Origin of the sequence: Pseudomonas sp. BN415, assembly GCF_029871195.1 — a bacterium.
In the GTDB taxonomy this organism is placed as follows: Bacteria; Pseudomonadota; Gammaproteobacteria; order Pseudomonadales; family Pseudomonadaceae; genus Metapseudomonas; species Metapseudomonas resinovorans.
Window position 1 is genome coordinate 71,707 of sequence record NZ_SSOK01000064.1, and the last position, 17,412, is coordinate 89,118.

Consider the following 17,412-nt stretch of genomic DNA (forward strand, 5'->3'; position numbering starts at 1 on the left):
AACGGCGCCCGAAGGCGCCGTTACTGTGGGGTCAGTTTCCGCCGTTGCTGCTGGGGGGGGGACGAACGCCGACCTCGGCGATCAGCTCCAACTCCTTGCCGTTGCGCATGACCTGGATGCTGACCTTCTCTCCCGGGCGGGCGCGGGCTACCTGGTTCATCGAGCGACGGCCGTCGCCTGCGGGTTCGCCCTCGATACTGAGGATGATGTCACCGGGCTGCAGTGCCGCGCGTTGCGCCGGGCTGTCGCGGTAGATGCCGGCGACGACAATGCCGGGTCGGCCATCCAGGCCAAAGGATTCGGCCAGTTCCGGGGTCAGCGGCTGAACCTCGATCCCAAGCCAGCCGCGAATCACCGAGCCGTGCTCGATGATCGCCTTCATCACCTCTAGTGCTAACTTGACCGGAATAGCGAAACCGATGCCCTGGGAGCCGCCGGACTTGGAGAAGATTGCGGTGTTGATGCCGATCAGGTTGCCATTGGCGTCTACCAGGGCACCGCCGGAGTTGCCGGGGTTGATTGCGGCATCGGTCTGGATGAAATCTTCATAGGTATTCAGGCCCAATTGGTTACGGCCGGTGGCGCTGATAATGCCCATGGTCACGGTTTGGCCGACACCGAAGGGGTTGCCGATGGCCAGGGCGACGTCGCCGATGCGGATGTTGTCCGAGCGGCCGAGAGTGATGGGCGGCAAGTCCTTGAGGTCGATCTTCAGCACCGCCAGGTCGGTTTCCGGGTCGCTGCCCACCAGGCGTGCCAGGGTCTCACGGCCGTCCTTGAGGGCCACCACGATCTGGTCGGCGCCGGCGGTTACGTGGTTGTTGGTCAACAGGTAGCCTTCGGGGCTCATGATCACCGCTGAACCCAGGCTGGACTCCATGCGCCGTTGACGCGGCAGGTTGTCGCCGAAAAAGCGGCGGAACTGAGGATCCTCGAACAGTGGGTGAGCGGGCTTGCTCACCATCTTGGTGGTGTAGAGGTTGGCTACTGCCGGCGAGGCGCTGGTGACCGCGTCCGCATAGGAGTCCGGACCTTGGCGGGTGAAGTTGAACTTGGGTGCTTCCTGCAGATGCACTTCCTGGCGAGGCAGACCGACCCATTCAGGGTATTGCTGGATGATCAGCAGTGCCACGAGCACGCCGACAATCAGGGGCCAGCCGAGATATCGCAGGGCCTTGAGCATCGAGGGAGAATCCTGAGGGTTGCGAGGGGCAGGGGTGCCCCTTAAGGTGGCGCCATTATACGAGGGCGCCCGTTAAAAACGAGCCGTCCGCAACAGCTTGTGAGGAACGCCATGGCCATTGCCTTGAACACTCTGGTGGAAGAAGCGGAGCGCTACCTGAACGCTTCGCGGATCCAGGATTACTGCCCCAACGGCCTGCAGGTCGAGGGGCGTCCGCAGGTCAGCCGAATCGTCACCGGCGTCACCGCCAGCCAGGCCTTGCTGGACGCCGCGGTGGAGGCCGAGGCGGATGTGGTGCTGGTTCACCACGGCTACTTCTGGAAGGGTGAAAATCCATGCGTGGTAGGCATGAAGCAGCGCCGTCTGAAGACGCTGCTGGCCAACGACGTCAGCCTGTTGGCCTACCACCTGCCACTGGATTTGCATGCCGAGGTGGGCAACAACGTTCAGCTTGCGCGCCAGTTGGACATCATCGTTGAAGGCCCGCTGGAACCGGATAATCCGCGTACTGTTGGCCTGATCGGCTCATTGGTCGAGCCCATGACCGCCATCGACTTCGCTCGTCGTGTGCACGAGGTCCTGGGGCGTGAGCCGCTGCTGGTCGAGGGCGACCGGATGATCAGTCGGATCGGCTGGTGCACGGGTGGCGGCCAGGGCTACATCGATACCGCGATTGCAGCGGGCGTTGACCTCTACCTGACGGGCGAAGCCTCTGAGCAGACCTTCCATAGTGCACGGGAAAACGGTATCAGCTTCATCGCCGCCGGCCATCATGCGACCGAGCGTTACGGCGTGCAGGCGCTGGGCGACTATCTGGCGCGGCGTTTCGCCCTGGAGCATCTCTTCATCGATTGCCCGAATCCCGTTTGAGGGCGCTGTGCGGCATCTACCCGGTGGGCATATCACTAGATTTTTTCGTTCTAAACAGGCCTCTCAATAGAAGGGAGGGGCTGTGTTAGAGTGCCCGCTCGTCCACGGCCCGCCGGCCGTCGTATCAGAAAGATCTTCGTGAGTAGCCATGCTCGATAAACTGACGCACCTGAAACAGCTGGAGGCGGAGAGCATCCACATCATTCGTGAAGTGGCCGCCGAATTCGACAACCCGGTGATGCTCTACTCCATCGGTAAAGACTCCGCCGTCATGCTGCACCTGGCGCGCAAGGCGTTCTTCCCCGGCAAGCTGCCGTTCCCGGTCATGCATGTCGACACCCGGTGGAAGTTCCAGGAGATGTACCGTTTCCGCGACAAGATGGTCGCCGAGATGGGCCTGGACCTGATCACCCACGTCAACCCGGAAGGCGTAGCCCAGGGCATCAACCCCTTCACCCATGGCAGTGCAAAGCACACTGACGTGATGAAGACCGAGGGCCTGAAGCAGGCACTCGACAAGTACGGCTTCGATGCGGCATTCGGCGGCGCTCGCCGCGACGAGGAGAAGTCTCGCGCCAAGGAGCGCGTCTACTCCTTCCGCGACAGCAAGCATCGCTGGGACCCGAAGAACCAGCGCCCCGAACTCTGGAACGTCTACAACGGCAAGGTGAAGAAGGGCGAGTCGATTCGCGTCTTCCCGCTGTCCAACTGGACTGAGCTGGACATCTGGCAGTACATCTATCTGGAACAGATTCCGATCGTCCCGCTGTACTTCGCCGCCGAGCGTGAAGTCATCGAGAAGAACGGCACGCTGATCATGATCGACGACGAGCGCATCCTCGAGCATCTCTCCGACGAAGAGAAAGCGCGTATCGAGAAGCGCATGGTGCGTTTCCGCACCCTAGGCTGCTACCCGCTGACTGGCGCGGTGGAGTCCACGGCGACCACGTTGCCGGAAATCATCCAGGAAATGCTCCTGACCCGTACTTCCGAACGCCAGGGGCGGGTCATCGACCACGACGCCGCCGGCTCGATGGAAGAGAAGAAACGTCAGGGCTATTTCTAAGGATTCCGCATCATGAGCCACCAATCCGATCTGATCAGCGAGGATATCCTCGCTTACTTGGCCCAGCACGAACGCAAGGAACTGCTGCGCTTTCTCACTTGCGGCAACGTCGACGACGGTAAGAGCACCCTGATCGGGCGCCTGCTGCACGACTCCAAGATGATCTACGAAGACCATCTGGAAGCCATCACCCGTGATTCGAAGAAAGTCGGCACCACCGGTGACGACGTTGACCTGGCGCTGCTGGTCGACGGACTGCAGGCCGAGCGCGAGCAGGGCATCACCATTGACGTGGCGTACCGCTACTTCAGCACTGCCAAGCGCAAGTTCATCATTGCCGATACCCCCGGCCATGAGCAGTACACCCGCAATATGGCGACCGGCGCCTCCACCTGCGACCTGGCCATTATCCTGGTTGACGCCCGCTACGGTGTGCAGACCCAGACCCGCCGGCACAGCTACATCGCATCCTTGCTGGGTATCAAGCACATCGTCGTCGCCATCAACAAGATGGACCTGAAAGACTTCGACCAGGTGGTGTTCGAGAGCATCAAGGCCGACTACCTGCACTTTGCCGAACGCATCAAGCTCAACCCCACCTCGATCCACTTCGTGCCGATGTCGGCCCTGAAGGGCGACAACGTGGTGAACAAGAGCGAGCGCTCGCCCTGGTACACCGGGCAGTCGCTGATGGAAATCCTTGAAACCGTGGAAATCGCCGGCGACCGAAACGTCTCCGACATGCGCTTCCCGGTGCAGTACGTGAACCGTCCGAACCTCAACTTCCGCGGATTCGCCGGAACCTTGGCCAGCGGCGTCGTGCGCAAGGGTGATGAAGTGGTGGCTCTGCCTTCGGGCAAGGGCAGCCGCGTCAAGTCAATCGTCACCTACGAAGGCGAATTGGAGCACGCCGGCCCCGGCCAGGCGATCACCCTGACACTGGAAGATGAAATCGACGTTTCCCGCGGCGACATGTTGGTGCATGCCGACAACCGCCCGCAGGTCACCGACGGCTTCGACGCCATGCTGGTATGGATGTCCGAAGAGCCTATGCTTCCGGGCAAGAAGTATGACATCAAGCGCGCCACCAGCTATGTGCCGGGCTCCATTCCCAGCATCGCGCACAAGGTGGACGTGAACACCCTCGAGGAAACAGCAGGCAGCAGCCTTCAACTGAATGAGATCGCCAAGGTCAAGGTCAGCCTGGATGCGCCGATTGCCCTCGACGGCTACGAACAGAACCGCACCACCGGTGCATTCATCGTCATTGATCGCCTCACCAATGGCACCGTCGGCGCCGGCATGATCATCGCCGATCCGCAAGCCGGGCGTAATCTCGACGGTCACCATGGCAAACAGGCGCACGTTGCCCGCGAGGAGCGCGCAGCACGCTTCGGCCAGCAGCCGGCTACCGTGCTGTTCAGCGGCCTCTCAGGCGCAGGCAAGAGCACCTTGGCCTACGCCGTGGAGCGCAAGCTCTTCGACATGGGGCGTGCGGTTTACGTGCTGGATGGCCAGAACCTGCGTCATGACCTGAACAAGGGCTTGCCGCAGGATCGCGCCGGCCGCACCGAGAACTGGCGACGTGCTGCTCACGTTGCGCGCCAGTTCAACGAAGCCGGCCTGCTGACTTTGGCTGCCTTCGTTGCTCCGGATGCCGAAGGTCGCGAGCAGGCCAAGGCGCTGATTGGTGCTGACCGCCTGATCACCGTCTATGTGCAGGCATCGCCGCTGGCGTGCCGCGAGCGTGACCCGCAAGGCCTGTACGCTGCAGGTCGGGACAATATCCCGGGAGAGTCCTTCCCCTACGATGTGCCGCTGGATGCCGATCTGGTGATCGATACCCAGGCCGTCACGGTGGAAGAGGGCGTCAAGCAAGTCCTGGAACTGCTCCGCTCTCGCGGTGCGATCTAAGCGACCGAACAACAAAAAGCCCCGCATCGCGGGGCTTTTTGTTGGCCTCCGGTTCGGCTGGCCGATCGGAGGTCCAGCCGTGTCGGAATCAGTACTTGCCTTTCAGGCCGAAGGTCTCGTCCAGGGTGCCAGGGGCGTCCGGGGCTTTGGGCGCATAGTCCTTGGGCGCTTCATTGCTCTTCGGTGGTGTCAGGCGCTCTCGCGGACTGGCAGCCTCATCGGCGTGTAGTGCGGCCAGCAGGCGTTGGCGGGTCAGCTCATCCAGGGCCAGGCGGCTGGCGCCCTCGGACAGATGCTCCTGCACTTCCTGGTAGCTCTGGGTGAGTTTTTTCACCAGGCTGGCGGTGGTGTTGAAGTGAGTGACCACCTCGCTCTGGTAGGTATCGAAACGTTCCTGCAGATCATCCAGCTGGCGCTGCGTCCGGCTCGGAGCGGCATTGGGCACCAGGCGGGCAATCAGGAATCCGATGCCGATACCGGCGAGCAGGGCGAAGGCTGGTAACAACCAGACGGTGAGCGACTGTTCCACGAGTCCTTCCTCTATAAACGGCTTTGCTTTACGTTAACGGCTCGAATCCGCGCTGTATACCGCGACGCAAGCCCTGTTGTGCTAATCCAAGACGAGTCGACCCGTCACGGGGTCACGGAGTTTCCCTAGTTGAGCCGCGAAAACCCTCTCCTGCTCGATGGCCCATGTGGCCAGATCGAGGCGCTGCATCTTGATTTACCTGAGGCCAAGGGCCTCGCGCTGATCTGTCATCCTAATCCGGTGCAGGGCGGCACCATGCTCAACAAGGTGGTTTCCACCCTGCAACGCACCGCCCGTGACGCGGGATACAGCACATTGCGCTTCAATTATCGAGGCGTCGGCGCCAGTGCCGGTAGTCATGATATGGGCACTGGCGAGGTGGACGACGCCGAAGCCGTCGCCCACTGGTTCTACACTCAGCGACCGGAGTTGCCTTTGACCCTGTTCGGCTTCTCCTTTGGTGGCTTCGTTGCTGCCAGCCTTGCCGGTCGCCTCGGGCGTCAGGGTATCTTGGTTCCACGCCTGTTCATGGTGGCACCGGCGGTCATGCGCCTGACGGCGGATAACCCGCTGCCTGAAGGCGGCGAGGTGACAGTGATCCAGCCCGAGGCCGATGAGGTCGTGCCGCCCCAAGCAGTGTATGACTGGTCCGCTGGCCTCACGCGCCCCCATGAGCTGCTGAAAGTGGCAGAATGCGGGCACTTCTTCCACGGCAAGTTGACCGACCTCAAGGATCTGGTCCTGCCGCGTCTCTGATTCCGAACGAAGTCTGACAAGCGAACACCATGACCACTCGTATCCTTACCGGCATCACCACCACCGGCACGCCGCACCTCGGCAACTACGCAGGCGCCATCCGCCCGGCCATCGTTGCCAGTCGCGCCAGCGACGTCGATTCCTTCTACTTCCTGGCCGACTACCATGCCCTGATCAAGTGCGACGATCCGGTCCGCATCCAGCGTTCGCGTCTGGAAATCGCCGCCACCTGGCTGGCCTGTGGCCTGGATACCAATAAGGCGACCTTCTACCGCCAATCTGACATTCCCGAGATCCCCGAGCTCACCTGGCTGCTGACCTGCGTAAGCGCCAAGGGACTGCTCAACCGGGCGCACGCCTACAAGGCTTCCGTGGACAAGAACCTGGAGAACGGCGAAGACCCGGATGCCGGCGTGACCATGGGCCTGTACAGCTACCCGGTGCTGATGGCCGCGGACATTCTGATGTTCAACGCACACAAAGTGCCGGTTGGCCGCGACCAGATCCAGCATGTGGAGATGGCACGCGACATCGGCCAGCGCTTCAACCACCTGTTTGGTGCCGGTCGCGATTACTTCACCCTGCCGGAAGCGGTGATCGAGGAAGAGGTAGCGACCTTGCCCGGCCTCGACGGCCGCAAGATGTCCAAGAGCTACGACAACACGATTCCACTGTTTGGTAGCGCCAAGCAGCTGAAGGACGCCATCGCGCGCATCGTCACCGACTCCCGCGCCCCCGGCGAGCCGAAAGACCCGGACAACTCCCACCTCTTCACCCTCTACCAGGCCTTCGCCACCCCGGCGCAGCTCGCCGAGTTCCGTGCTGACCTGCTGGCTGGCCTGGCCTGGGGTGAAGCCAAGCAGCGTCTGTTCCAGTTGCTCGACAACGAACTGGGCGAGGCGCGCGAGCGCTACCATGCACTGATCGAGCGACCGTCCGATCTGGAGGACATCCTCCTGGCCGGCGCTGCCAAGGCCCGCAAGATCGCCACGCCCTTCCTCAACGAGCTGCGCGAGGCTGTCGGCTTGCGATCGTTCCGCACCAACGTACAAGCTGGTGGTGAGACGAAGAAAAAAGCGGCCAAGAGCGCGCGCTTCGTGAGCTTCCGCGACGAGGACGGCAGCTTCCGTTTCCGTCTGCTGGATGCTGATGGGGAGCAACTGCTGCTGTCTCGCTCCTTCGCCGACGGCAAGACCGCCGGCCAGGTCAGCAAGCGTCTGCAGTCAAGCGATGAGCTGGACCTGCGTGTCGAAGGCGAAGCCTTCGGCATCTGGCTGGATGACGAGCAGGTGGCTTCCAGCCCGGCCTTTGCCGACGCGGCGGCCCGCGATGCTGCTATCCAGCGCCTCTATGCGGCTCTCGCGTCCCAGGAATAACCGCCTTTCCAGCGGCCGGCTTTGCCGGCCAATTGCCAATCCACGGGGCAGGCTCTAAAGTACTCGCCCCGTTTTTCGTTGCCTTGCTACCGATCATGACCCCCCTCGAGCGCTACCAGGCCGATCTCAAACGGCCGGATTTCTTCCACGATGCTGCGCAGGAAACGGCTGTTCGCCACTTGCAGCGGCTGTATGACGACCTGATCGCCGACGGACGCAGCAAGCCTGGCCTGCTGGGTGGCCTGTTCGGCAAGAAGCGACAGGACCCGGTGAAGGGCCTGTACTTCTGGGGTGGAGTAGGTCGCGGTAAGACCTACCTGGTGGATACCTTCTACGATGCACTGCCGTTCAAGCAGAAGATGCGTACCCACTTCCACCGCTTCATGAAGCGCGTCCATGAGGAGATGAAGACCCTCAAGGGCGAAAAGAACCCGCTGACCATCATTGGCAAGCGTTTCGCCGATGAAGCCCGAGTGATCTGCTTCGACGAGTTCTTCGTTTCCGATATCACCGACGCCATGATTCTGGCCACGCTCCTTGAGGAGCTGTTCAAGAACGGCGTCAGCCTGGTGGCGACCTCGAACATTGTCCCTGATGGCCTCTACAAGGACGGCCTGCAGCGGGCGCGGTTCCTGCCAGCCATTGCGCTGCTCAAGGAGCACACCGATATCGTCAACGTTGACAGTGGCGTGGACTATCGGTTGCGCGCCCTCGAGCAGGCGGAGTTGTTCCACTTCCCGCTGGACACCGAGGCCGAGGCCAGCCTGAGTCGCAGCTTCAAGAGCCTGCTGCCGGACTGCACGATGGCTCAGGAAAACGAAGTCCTGATGATCGAGAATCGCGAAATCCGCGCCGTGCGCGTCTGCGAAGACGTCGCCTGGTTCGAGTTCCGTGAGCTTTGCGATGGCCCGCGCAGCCAGAATGACTACATCGAACTGGGCAAGATCTTCCACGCGGTGATCCTTGCCAACGTCGAACAGATGGGCGTGGCCAAGGACGACATGGCGCGGCGCTTCATCAACCTAGTGGACGAGTTCTATGACCGCAACGTGAAGCTGATCATCTCGGCCGAAGTGGAGCTGAAGGACCTGTATTCCGGTGGCCGCCTGAACTTCGAGTTCCAGCGTACCCTCAGTCGCCTGCTCGAGATGCAGTCCCACGAGTTCCTTTCCAGGCCGCACAAGCCCTGAGGAACGCACGCAAGAAAAAGGCTGCCCGAAGGCAGCCTTTTTCATTTTTGCCAGGTTATTTCAGTTCTGCGCCAGCTTCTGTTCCTGCTGTTTCAGCAGCCTTTGCGCATGGGCGACTTCCAGCGCTTCCATGGCGTTGATCGGCTTGATTGCCACCGCCTTTCTCAGGTGTTCCAGCGCCTTGGCTTCCTCGTCCTCGCCGTACACGTATTCCAGTGCGTTGGCGTACTCATAGTGGCCTATGGGCAGGTCGTCGGTGGTCTTGAAAGAGCGGGCAAAGTACTGCTCCATCTTGTCCGAGCTGACCCCGTAGGTCATCTTGCCCACCAGCTTGCCCACCTTGCGGATCACGCCAGCCTCGTAGCCGCCGTATAGGGCGAGAGCGAAAGGCTGCTGCGGTTGTTTCTTCAGCAGGGCGTCCAGCTCATCGGGAATCTGGCTGGTATAGCCGCGCTTGAGTACTACCGGCACCGGCAGCTCCTCACCCAGACGGGCCTTGGCGTAGGCCCGGCCGAACTGGGCGACCACATCGGCCTTGACCAGATCGCCGGCTTCGTCGGTGTAGCGGATCACTTCTTCCAGCAGTTGATGCTTCTCCGCCTGATCGGGCACCAGGAACATGGCATAAACCACTTGGGCGAACATGGCCGGCACCTGGCCGCCGACGCCCAGCTCCAGGCCCTGCTTCTTCGCCTTGGCAAATTCACCCCGGAACATCAGGCGCCAGACGTCCTGCAGCTTGGCTGCGTAAGCCTCGGCTTCCTCGGGCTTGCCCGTGAAGCCGGTATTGCCGGTAACGGTCAGTTCCAGGGCCTTCGGGTACTTGGTGGCCATGGTCACCACCCAGTCGGCATCCGGGTAGGGGTAGTTCGGGCCGAATCCTCGAGTCAGGCGCGGCCAGGCCTCACGCAGCTTGTCACCGGAGTAGTCGTAGGCGGTCTGGTCATAGGGGAAGGGTTTCCAGGTGTCGTCCGCCACAGCGGTAAGGCTGCAGGCGGCTAGCAGGGCAAGCAGGTAGCGGCGCATGGCGATGGACCTTTTCTTGTTGTTGTCCTCCCATGCCGGGGCTGGCGCGGGTTCGGGACATCCCGTTCGGGCATGGACCGATCATAGGGCGGTGGCGCTGCCGGCCAACCTATCCTTGGAATGGCGGCGTCATTCTCCTTTTTGCTGGTACTGACGGCGGTACTGATTCGGAGAGAGCTGGGTGTGCTGGCGAAACAGCCTGGCGAAGAAACTGGCGTCGTCGTAGCCCACTTCGTAACTGATGGTCTTGATGCTCTTGCGCGTAGCCGAGAGCAGCCCTTTCGCCGTTTCGATGCGTAACCGCTGCAGATAGTGCAGGGGCTTGTCGCCAGTAGCTGCCTGGAAGCGCCGCATGAAGTTGCGAATGCTCATGCCATGGTCGCGGGCCACATCCTCGAAACGGAACTTGTCGGCGAAGTGATCTTCCAGCCATTGCTGGATCTGCAGGATGGTCACGTCGTGGTGCAGCTTCTGCCCGCCGAAGCCGATGCGACCCGGGGTGTAGCTGCGCTGTACTTCGTAGAGGATGTCGCGGGCGACCGCCTGGGCGATGCCGGCGCCGCAGAAGCGTTCGATCAGGTAAATGTAGAGGTCGCAAGCCGAGGTGACACCGCCCGCGCAGTAGAGGTTGTCAGCGTCGGAGAGGTGCTTGTCCTGATTCAGCAGAACCTTGGGGAAGCGTTCGGCGAACTCTCCGAAGAAGCGCCAGTAGGTCGTTGCCTCCTTGCCGTCCAGCAGGCCGGCCTGGGCCATCCAGAATACCCCGGTGGCCTCGCCGCAAATGGCGCTGCCGGCGGCGTGGCGCTCTCGCAGCCAGCCACAGACCTGTGGATAACGCGCAAGCAGGGCGTCGAAATCGCCCCAGAAGGCCGGGATGATGATGATTTCCGCGTCGTCCAGAGGCCCGTCGACCGGGAGTTGTACTTCACTGAAACTGTCCGCTGGCCGGCCATCAGGGCTGACCAAGTGGATCTGGAACGCGGGGGTGAGGCCCTTGCCCTGCAGTTTGCCGAAGCGCAGGCTGGCCATGTGGAAGAAGTCCTTGGCCTGCATCAAGGTGGAGGCGAAGACACCGTCGATGGCCAGGATGCTGACCTGCCGAAGGTTAGGGGACTGCGAATTACTCATGGTGTTGTTCTTATTAGGGGAAAGCGGTCATTCTCCGGCTGGATCGTCTTATTTTTTGTCCTAAGTGTCCAGTGTGGCGGGGGAGGGGACTGGCCTAGAGTCGGTGGCCTCCGAACCCACATGACCACAGTGTCATTCCAAGGTGATGCCATGATCCCGAGAACCCTGTTCAGCTCTGACCACGAACTCTTCCGCGACAGCGTGCGCAAGTTCCTCGAGCAGGAGGCGGTGCCCTATCACCATCAGTGGGAGAAAGACGGCCACATCGATCGCACCCTGTGGAACAAGGCGGGTGAGGCCGGCATGCTCTGCTCGCACATTCCTGAGGAATACGGCGGTATGGCTGCCGACTTCCTCTACAGTGCGGTGGTGATCGAGGAGATCGGCCGTCTGGGACTGACCGGAATCGGCTTCTCGCTGCATTCCGATATCGTTGCACCTTATATCCTGCATTACGGCTCCGAGGCGCAGAAGAGGCAGTACCTGCCCAAGCTCGTCAGCGGTGAGATGGTGACTGCCATCGCCATGACCGAGCCTGGCGCTGGCTCGGACCTCCAGGGAGTGAAGACCACTGCGGTACTGGACGGCGGCGACTATGTCATCAATGGCTCCAAGACCTTTATCACTAACGGCATTCTCGCCGACCTGGTGATAGTGGTGGCCAAGACCGACCCCAAGGCAGGTGCCAAGGGCACCAGCCTGTTTCTGGTCGAAGCGGGTACCCCGGGCTTCGCGAAGGGCAAGCGCCTGGAGAAGGTCGGCATGAAGGCCCAGGACACTGCCGAACTGTTCTTCCAGGACGTTCGTGTACCGAAGGAGAACCTGTTGGGCCAGGCCGGTATGGGGTTCGCTTATCTGATGCAGGAGCTGCCCCAGGAACGCCTGACCGTGGGCATCGGCGCACTGGCCTCGGCAGAAGCGGCGCTGAACTGGACCCTGGACTACACCCGTGAGCGCAAGGCCTTCGGCAAATCCATCGCCGAGTTCCAGAACACCCGCTTCAAACTGGCGGAGATGGCCACTGAAATCCAGGTTGGTCGTGTATTCGTCGATCGGTGCCTGGAGTTGCATCTGGATGGCAAGCTGGATGTGCCCACGGCAGCGATGCTCAAGTACTGGGGAACCGACCTGCAGTGCAAAGTGCTGGACGAGTGCGTGCAGTTGCACGGCGGCTACGGTTTCATGTGGGAATACGCGGTGGCGCGGGCCTGGGCGGACGCGCGGGTGCAGCGGATTTACGCCGGCACCAACGAAATAATGAAAGAAATCATCGCCCGTTCCCTGGTGTAAGACGGCGGTGGATACGAGGAGCCCGGCGCGTGCCGGGCTTCTGCGTTTTCAGGGGGCTGGGTTTGGCTGGTCCTTATGGATGGCGGCAATGCCTTCCAGCACGGCTTCGGACAGTTTCAGCTCGCTGCTGTACAGGTTCGCTTCCAGCTGTTCCAGCGAAGTGGCGCCGATGATGTTGCTGGTCACGAAAGGCTGGGCTGTGACGAATGCCAGGGCCATTTGCGCTGGATCGAGCCCGTGTTCGCGAGCCAGTTGCACGTAGCGCGAGCAAGCTGCCTGGGACTGCGGATTGGTGTAGCGGGTGAAGCGACTGAAGAGCGTGATCCGCGCGTTGGTCGGGTGCGCGCCGTTCTCATACTTGCCAGATAGCATGCCGAAGGCCATTGGTGAATATGCCAGCAGCCCACACTGCTCGCGAATCGCCACTTCCGCCAGGCCCACTTCGAAGCTGCGGTTGAGCAGGTTGTAGGGGTTCTGAATGGACGCGGCGCGCGGCAACCCGAGCTGGTCGGCGAGCTGGAGGAACTTCATGGTGCCCCAGGGTGTTTCGTTGGACAGGCCGATATGGCGGATCTTGCCAGCCTTGACCTGCTCGCCGAGCACTGCGAGGGTTTCCTGCAGCGGGGTGAAGTCGTCCTCTTTGTGCTGATAGCCAAGCTGGCCGAAGAAGTTGGTGCTGCGTTCGGGCCAGTGCAACTGATAGAGGTCGATCCAGTCCGTACGCAGGCGCTTCAGACTGGCGTCCAGTGCGGCGGTGATGTGCTGGCGGTTGTGCTTTAGGTTGCCGTCGCGGATATGGCTGATGCCGTTGCCGGGGCCGGCCACCTTGCTTGCCAGGACCCACTCGGCACGGTCGCCGCGCTTGGCGAACCAGTTGCCGATGATGGTTTCGGTGGCGCTGTACGTTTCGGCACGCGGCGGTACCGGGTACATCTCCGCCGTGTCCATGAAGTTGATGCCGTACGACTTGGCGCGCTCGATCTGAGCGAAGGCTTCTTTCTCTGTGTTCTGCTCACCCCAGGTCATAGTGCCCAGACACAGGCTGCTGACCTTGAGGTCAGTGCGGCCGAGTTGGCGGTATTCCATCGCTGCCTCCAGCGTTTTCATAAAGGATGAATGAAATCAGGTTGAAATTTTTCCTGCAATCGGCATAATTTCGCGGCTTTCTTTGCGGGGATGCCTAGCCTGCCGAGAAAGAAGGCGGGGATGCCTAGCCTGCCGAAAACCCTATGCCGTAGCGGACGCGCTGACCCGAGCCCCCGATAGCGTCTGTTTCCGGCTGTCTCTGACCTTGTCAGAGCGAGCACTATTCAGTAAGATCCGCCGTCTTATTTTCAGGGCGGCCCCTGAGGCTATAGCGAATGAAGACTTTTACTGCAAAACCGGAAACTGTTAAGCGCGACTGGTACGTCGTCGACGCTGCAGGTCAGACCCTGGGTCGTCTGGCCACCGAAATTGCCAGCCGTCTGCGTGGCAAGCACAAGCCGGAGTACACCCCTCACGTTGATACCGGCGACTACATCGTCGTGATCAACGCCGAGCAAGTTCGTGTTACCGGTGCCAAGACTACCGACAAGATGTACTACTCGCACTCCGGTTTCCCGGGCGGCATCAAGGAAATCAACTTCGAGAAGTTGATTGCCAAAGCCCCTGAGCGCGTGATCGAGACCGCGGTGAAAGGCATGCTGCCGAAGAACCCGCTGGGTCGCGACATGTATCGCAAGCTGAAGGTGTACAAGGGTGCTGTTCACCCGCACACCGCTCAGCAGCCCCAAGAACTGAAGATTTAACGGGATAGTTCATTATGTCGGCGACTCAAAACTACGGCACTGGCCGTCGTAAGACTGCTACCGCGCGCGTCTTCCTGCGTCCGGGTACTGGCAAGATCTCCATCAACAATCGCACCCTGGATACCTTCTTCGGTCGCGAAACCGCTCGCATGGTCGTGCGTCAGCCGCTGGAGCTGACCGAGACTGTCGAGAAATTCGATATTTACGTCACCGTCGTTGGCGGTGGTGTAAGCGGTCAGGCCGGCGCTATTCGCCACGGCATCACCCGCGCTCTGATCGAATACGACGAGACCCTGCGCAGCTCGCTGCGTAAAGCCGGCTACGTGACTCGCGACGCTCGCGAAGTTGAACGTAAGAAAGTCGGTCTGCGCAAAGCGCGTAAGCGTCCGCAGTACTCCAAGCGTTAATTCAGCGCTTGCAAAGAACGCCCAGTTTCTTCGGAGCTGGGCGTTTTTTTATGCGCTAAAAGTTATGGCATGCGACAGCTTGTCGCATGTGCGAATCCCGCGCCATTCAAGGCTTTCGGCCTATTTGTATCCGGCTATTACCTTGTCAGCAAAGGGGGTTTTCTTTACCATTTGGCGAATTTTTTGCGCGGCTCGATTTTTTACTTAGTAGAGGCCTGAACAACAGGCCACAGAAGCTGATGGGAGACGACTGAATGAGCAATGACGGCGTGAATGCAGGCCGGCGTCGCTTCCTCGTAGCGGCCACGTCCGTGGTCGGTGCGGCGGGAGCGGTGGGGGCTGCGGTCCCGTTCGTGGGGTCATGGCTGCCCAGTGCCAAGGCCAAGGCCGCGGGTGCACCGGTCAAGGTGAATATAAGCAAGGTCGAGGCAGGCCAGCAGATCATCGCCGAATGGCGCGGTCAGCCGGTGTTCATCGTGCGTCGTACCGAAGAGATCCTGGCCAATCTGGGCAAGCTGAGCGGTAGCATGGCCGACCCGGAGTCCAAGGCTTCGGTGCAGCCGACCTACGTTGATCCGGTCAGCCGCTCGATCAAGCCGGAAATCCTGGTGCTTGTCGGTATCTGTACCCACCTCGGCTGCTCGCCGTCCTTCCGTCCGGAAGTCGCGCCGGCTGACCTGGGCGCCGAATGGGTCGGCGGCTATTTCTGCCCCTGCCACGGCTCCCGCTACGACCTCGCCGGTCGTGTCTACAAGGCGCAGCCCGCGCCTCTGAACCTGCCGGTGCCGCCCTACTCGTACGAGTCGGATGACGTTATCGTCGTCGGTGTGGACCAGGAGAAGGCCTGATGAGCAAATTCATGGAATGGGTCGATGCGCGCTTCCCCGCGACCAAGATGTGGGAAGACCATCTGAGCAAGTACTACGCCCCGAAGAACTTCAACTTCTTCTACTTCTTCGGTTCGCTGGCACTGCTGGTGTTGGTTAACCAGATCCTTACCGGTATCTGGCTGACCATGAGCTTCACTCCGTCAGCCGAAGAGGCCTTCGCGTCGGTCGAGTACATCATGCGCGACGTGGAGTACGGCTGGATCATCCGCTACCTGCACTCCACCGGTGCATCGGCATTCTTCGTCGTTGTCTACCTGCACATGTTCCGCGGCCTGCTCTACGGCTCCTACCAGAAGCCGCGTGAGCTGGTGTGGATCTTCGGCATGCTGATCTACCTCGCCCTGATGGCCGAGGCCTTCATGGGTTACCTGCTGCCCTGGGGCCAGATGTCCTACTGGGGTGCTCAGGTGATCATCTCCCTGTTCGGTGCTATCCCGGTGGTGGGTGAGGACCTTACCCAGTGGATCCGTGGTGACTACCTGATCTCCGGTATCACTCTGAACCGTTTCTTCGCCTTGCACGTGATCGCTCTGCCGATCGTCCTGCTCGGCCTGGTTGTGCTGCACATCCTGGCCTTGCACGAAGTGGGTTCGAACAACCCGGACGGCGTGGACATCAAGAAGAAGAAGGACGAGAACGGAGTGCCGATCGATGGCATCGCGTTCCATCCCTACTACACCGTGAAAGACATTGTCGGTGTCGTGGTGTTCCTCTTCGTGTTCTGCTTCGTAGTGTTCTTCTTCCCGGAAATGGGCGGTTACTTCCTCGAGAAGCCGAACTTCGAACAGGCGAACCCGTTCAAGACGCCTGAGCACATCGCGCCGGTATGGTACTTCACCCCGTTCTACGCGATTCTTCGTGCGGTACCAGACAAGCTCCTCGGCGTCATCGCCATGGGGGCTGCCATCGCTGTGCTGTTCGTGCTGCCGTGGCTGGATCGTAGTCCCGTCAAGTCGATGCGCTACAAGGGCTGGCTGAGCAAGATCTGGCTGCTGGTGTTCTGCGTCTCCTTCATCATCCTTGGCGTGCTGGGCGTTCTAGCGCCGACCCCGGGCCGTACGTTGTTGTCGCAGGTGTGCACCATCCTGTACTTCGCGTACTTCATCCTGATGCCGTTCTACACCAGGATGGAAAAAACCAAACCGGTTCCGGAAAGGGTGACGGGCTAATGAAAAAGCTATTTGCTGCATTTGTATTTGCTGCGCTGCCGGCTCTTTCCTTCGCTGCCGGCGGTCATGATGTGCATCTGGACAAGGTCGACATCGATCTGACCGACAAGGCTGCGATGCAGGATGGCGCGCGTACTTTCGCGAACTACTGCATGGGCTGCCACAGTGCCAAGTTCCAGCGCTACGAGCGTGTAGGCAAGGATCTCGGCATTTCCGAAGAGCTGATGCTGCAGAACCTGGTCTTCACAGGCGCCAAGATTGGCGACCACATGAAGATCGGCATGCAGCCCAACGATGCCAAGGTGTGGTTCGGCGCGGCTCCCCCGGACTTGACCCTGGTTGCTCGCGTGCGTGGTACTGACTGGCTGTACAGCTACCTGCGTGCCTTCTATGAGGATCCTGCGCGTCCGTGGGGCGTGAACAACAAGGTCTTCCCGAACGTGGGTATGCCAAACGTCCTGGTCAGCCTGCAGGGCCGTCAGGTCATTGGTTGCAAGCAGGTTCAGGTGGTAGAGGACGGCAAGAAGCAGTTCGATCCGCTGACTGGCGCGCCAATCACCCATGAAGCCTGTGATCAGCTGACCGTGGTGCCGAAGACCGGCAAGCTGACCGAAGCCGAGTTTGACGAGAAGGTCCAGAACCTGGTGACCTTCCTGGCTTACTCGGCCAATCCGGTCAAGCTGGAAAGCCAGCGCATCGGGACCTATGTCCTGCTGTACCTGGCGTTCTTCTTCGTATTCGCCTATCTGCTCAAGCGCGAGTACTGGAAGGACGTGCACTGATACACTGCTGGACTGTTTCACAACCGCGCGCCCTCATTGGGCGCGC

17 protein-coding genes are annotated in these 17,412 nt (G+C 60.9%); 12 read left to right on the forward strand and 5 right to left on the reverse strand.

The annotated features are described in order from the left end of the window. Window positions 1-31: 31 nt before the first annotated feature. Window positions 32-1,183, reverse strand: coding sequence for a Do family serine endopeptidase AlgW (algW, locus tag E8F20_RS22405; protein WP_280285713.1), 1,152 nt, complete (start codon window positions 1,181-1,183; stop codon window positions 32-34). Between the two features lie 111 nt (window positions 1,184-1,294). On the opposite strand from algW, the gene E8F20_RS22410 reads away from it, so the two are divergent. The 3 genes from E8F20_RS22410 to cysN all read left to right on the forward strand — a co-directional run bounded on the left by E8F20_RS22410 (window position 1,295) and on the right by cysN (window position 5,033). Continuing rightward, entirely contained in the window at window positions 1,295-2,053 is a 759-nt protein-coding gene (locus E8F20_RS22410) for a Nif3-like dinuclear metal center hexameric protein (RefSeq protein WP_280285714.1), read from the forward strand. A 148-nt stretch (window positions 2,054-2,201) separates the two neighbouring features. Then, on the forward strand, window positions 2,202-3,119 hold the full coding sequence (cysD, locus tag E8F20_RS22415; RefSeq protein ID WP_028628478.1) for a sulfate adenylyltransferase subunit CysD: 918 nt from the start codon (window positions 2,202-2,204) through the stop codon (window positions 3,117-3,119). Between the two features lie 12 nt (window positions 3,120-3,131). Beyond that, window positions 3,132-5,033 carry a sulfate adenylyltransferase subunit CysN gene (cysN, locus tag E8F20_RS22420; protein WP_280285715.1) on the forward strand — a complete coding sequence of 634 codons (1,902 nt, stop codon included), beginning with the start codon at window positions 3,132-3,134 and terminating at the stop codon, window positions 5,031-5,033. 88 nt (window positions 5,034-5,121) lie between these two features. Here the strand turns inward: cysN and E8F20_RS22425 are convergent, their stop codons facing one another. Next, on the reverse strand, window positions 5,122-5,562 hold the full coding sequence (locus tag E8F20_RS22425; RefSeq protein WP_028628476.1) for a DUF1043 family protein: 441 nt from the start codon (window positions 5,560-5,562) through the stop codon (window positions 5,122-5,124). 129 nt (window positions 5,563-5,691) lie between these two features. On the opposite strand from E8F20_RS22425, the gene E8F20_RS22430 reads away from it, so the two are divergent. From E8F20_RS22430 to zapE, 3 genes are all read left to right on the forward strand, one after another. Then, window positions 5,692-6,318 carry an alpha/beta fold hydrolase gene (locus tag E8F20_RS22430; RefSeq protein ID WP_280285716.1) on the forward strand — a complete coding sequence of 209 codons (627 nt, stop codon included), beginning with the start codon at window positions 5,692-5,694 and terminating at the stop codon, window positions 6,316-6,318. A 29-nt stretch (window positions 6,319-6,347) separates the two neighbouring features. After that, on the forward strand, window positions 6,348-7,694 hold the full coding sequence (locus E8F20_RS22435) for a tryptophan--tRNA ligase (RefSeq protein ID WP_280285717.1): 1,347 nt from the start codon (window positions 6,348-6,350) through the stop codon (window positions 7,692-7,694). 95 nt (window positions 7,695-7,789) lie between these two features. Further along, the gene (gene zapE, locus E8F20_RS22440) at window positions 7,790-8,884 is read left to right on the forward strand and encodes a cell division protein ZapE (protein ID WP_280285718.1); all 1,095 of its coding nucleotides are present in this window, start codon (window positions 7,790-7,792) and stop codon (window positions 8,882-8,884) included. Between the two features lie 60 nt (window positions 8,885-8,944). On the opposite strand, the gene E8F20_RS22445 is transcribed toward zapE, so the two are convergent. Beyond that, window positions 8,945-9,910, reverse strand: a complete 966-nt coding sequence (locus E8F20_RS22445; protein WP_280285719.1) for a hypothetical protein — start codon at window positions 9,908-9,910, stop codon at window positions 8,945-8,947. 129 nt (window positions 9,911-10,039) lie between these two features. Continuing rightward, complete coding sequence (locus E8F20_RS22450; protein ID WP_280285944.1) at window positions 10,040-10,939, reverse strand: GlxA family transcriptional regulator; 900 nt, start codon at window positions 10,937-10,939, stop codon at window positions 10,040-10,042. Between the two features lie 249 nt (window positions 10,940-11,188). Here E8F20_RS22450 and E8F20_RS22455 point away from each other — a divergent pair, with 249 nt between their 5' ends. Beyond that, window positions 11,189-12,328: an acyl-CoA dehydrogenase family protein gene (locus tag E8F20_RS22455; protein WP_280285720.1), complete on the forward strand. Its 1,140-nt coding sequence runs from the start codon at window positions 11,189-11,191 to the stop codon at window positions 12,326-12,328. 48 nt (window positions 12,329-12,376) lie between these two features. On the opposite strand, the gene E8F20_RS22460 is transcribed toward E8F20_RS22455, so the two are convergent. Next, a complete protein-coding gene (locus E8F20_RS22460; protein ID WP_280285721.1) occupies window positions 12,377-13,414 on the reverse strand; it encodes an NADP(H)-dependent aldo-keto reductase in 1,038 nt (345 codons plus the stop codon). Window positions 13,415-13,689: 275 nt separating this feature from the next. Here E8F20_RS22460 and rplM point away from each other — a divergent pair, with 275 nt between their 5' ends. From rplM to E8F20_RS22485, 5 genes are all read left to right on the forward strand, one after another. Continuing rightward, window positions 13,690-14,118 carry a 50S ribosomal protein L13 gene (gene rplM, locus E8F20_RS22465; protein WP_016490991.1) on the forward strand — a complete coding sequence of 143 codons (429 nt, stop codon included), beginning with the start codon at window positions 13,690-13,692 and terminating at the stop codon, window positions 14,116-14,118. A gap of 14 nt (window positions 14,119-14,132) precedes the next feature. Then, the gene (rpsI, locus tag E8F20_RS22470) at window positions 14,133-14,525 is read left to right on the forward strand and encodes a 30S ribosomal protein S9 (protein ID WP_028628468.1); all 393 of its coding nucleotides are present in this window, start codon (window positions 14,133-14,135) and stop codon (window positions 14,523-14,525) included. 254 nt (window positions 14,526-14,779) lie between these two features. Beyond that, window positions 14,780-15,373: a ubiquinol-cytochrome c reductase iron-sulfur subunit gene (gene petA, locus E8F20_RS22475; protein ID WP_280285722.1), complete on the forward strand. Its 594-nt coding sequence runs from the start codon at window positions 14,780-14,782 to the stop codon at window positions 15,371-15,373. After that, window positions 15,373-16,584: a cytochrome bc complex cytochrome b subunit gene (locus E8F20_RS22480; RefSeq protein ID WP_280285723.1), complete on the forward strand. Its 1,212-nt coding sequence runs from the start codon at window positions 15,373-15,375 to the stop codon at window positions 16,582-16,584. Before petA ends, E8F20_RS22480 begins: the two co-directional genes overlap by 1 nt. After that, complete coding sequence (locus E8F20_RS22485) at window positions 16,584-17,366, forward strand: cytochrome c1 (protein WP_280285724.1); 783 nt, start codon at window positions 16,584-16,586, stop codon at window positions 17,364-17,366. The genes E8F20_RS22480 and E8F20_RS22485 overlap by 1 nt, the downstream gene beginning before the upstream one ends. Window positions 17,367-17,412: the final 46 nt, after the last annotated feature.

Bases quoted from the DNA above. Each gene is read 5' to 3' on its own strand.
- algW (WP_280285713.1), bottom strand. From the start codon at position 1,183: ATGCTCAAGGCCCTGCGATATCTCGGCTGGCCCCTGATTGTCGGCGTG.
- E8F20_RS22410 (WP_280285714.1), top strand. From the start codon at position 1,295: ATGGCCATTGCCTTGAACACTCTGGTGGAAGAAGCGGAGCGCTACCTG.
- cysD (WP_028628478.1), top strand. From the start codon at position 2,202: ATGCTCGATAAACTGACGCACCTGAAACAGCTGGAGGCGGAGAGCATC.
- cysN (WP_280285715.1), top strand. From the start codon at position 3,132: ATGAGCCACCAATCCGATCTGATCAGCGAGGATATCCTCGCTTACTTG.
- E8F20_RS22435 (WP_280285717.1), top strand. From the start codon at position 6,348: ATGACCACTCGTATCCTTACCGGCATCACCACCACCGGCACGCCGCAC.
- zapE (WP_280285718.1), top strand. From the start codon at position 7,790: ATGACCCCCCTCGAGCGCTACCAGGCCGATCTCAAACGGCCGGATTTC.
- E8F20_RS22445 (WP_280285719.1), bottom strand. From the start codon at position 9,910: ATGCGCCGCTACCTGCTTGCCCTGCTAGCCGCCTGCAGCCTTACCGCT.
- E8F20_RS22450 (WP_280285944.1), bottom strand. From the start codon at position 10,939: ATGGCCAGCCTGCGCTTCGGCAAACTGCAGGGCAAGGGCCTCACCCCC.
- E8F20_RS22455 (WP_280285720.1), top strand. From the start codon at position 11,189: ATGATCCCGAGAACCCTGTTCAGCTCTGACCACGAACTCTTCCGCGAC.
- E8F20_RS22460 (WP_280285721.1), bottom strand. From the start codon at position 13,414: ATGGAATACCGCCAACTCGGCCGCACTGACCTCAAGGTCAGCAGCCTG.
- rplM (WP_016490991.1), top strand. From the start codon at position 13,690: ATGAAGACTTTTACTGCAAAACCGGAAACTGTTAAGCGCGACTGGTAC.
- rpsI (WP_028628468.1), top strand. From the start codon at position 14,133: ATGTCGGCGACTCAAAACTACGGCACTGGCCGTCGTAAGACTGCTACC.
- petA (WP_280285722.1), top strand. From the start codon at position 14,780: ATGAGCAATGACGGCGTGAATGCAGGCCGGCGTCGCTTCCTCGTAGCG.
- E8F20_RS22480 (WP_280285723.1), top strand. From the start codon at position 15,373: ATGAGCAAATTCATGGAATGGGTCGATGCGCGCTTCCCCGCGACCAAG.
- E8F20_RS22485 (WP_280285724.1), top strand. From the start codon at position 16,584: ATGAAAAAGCTATTTGCTGCATTTGTATTTGCTGCGCTGCCGGCTCTT.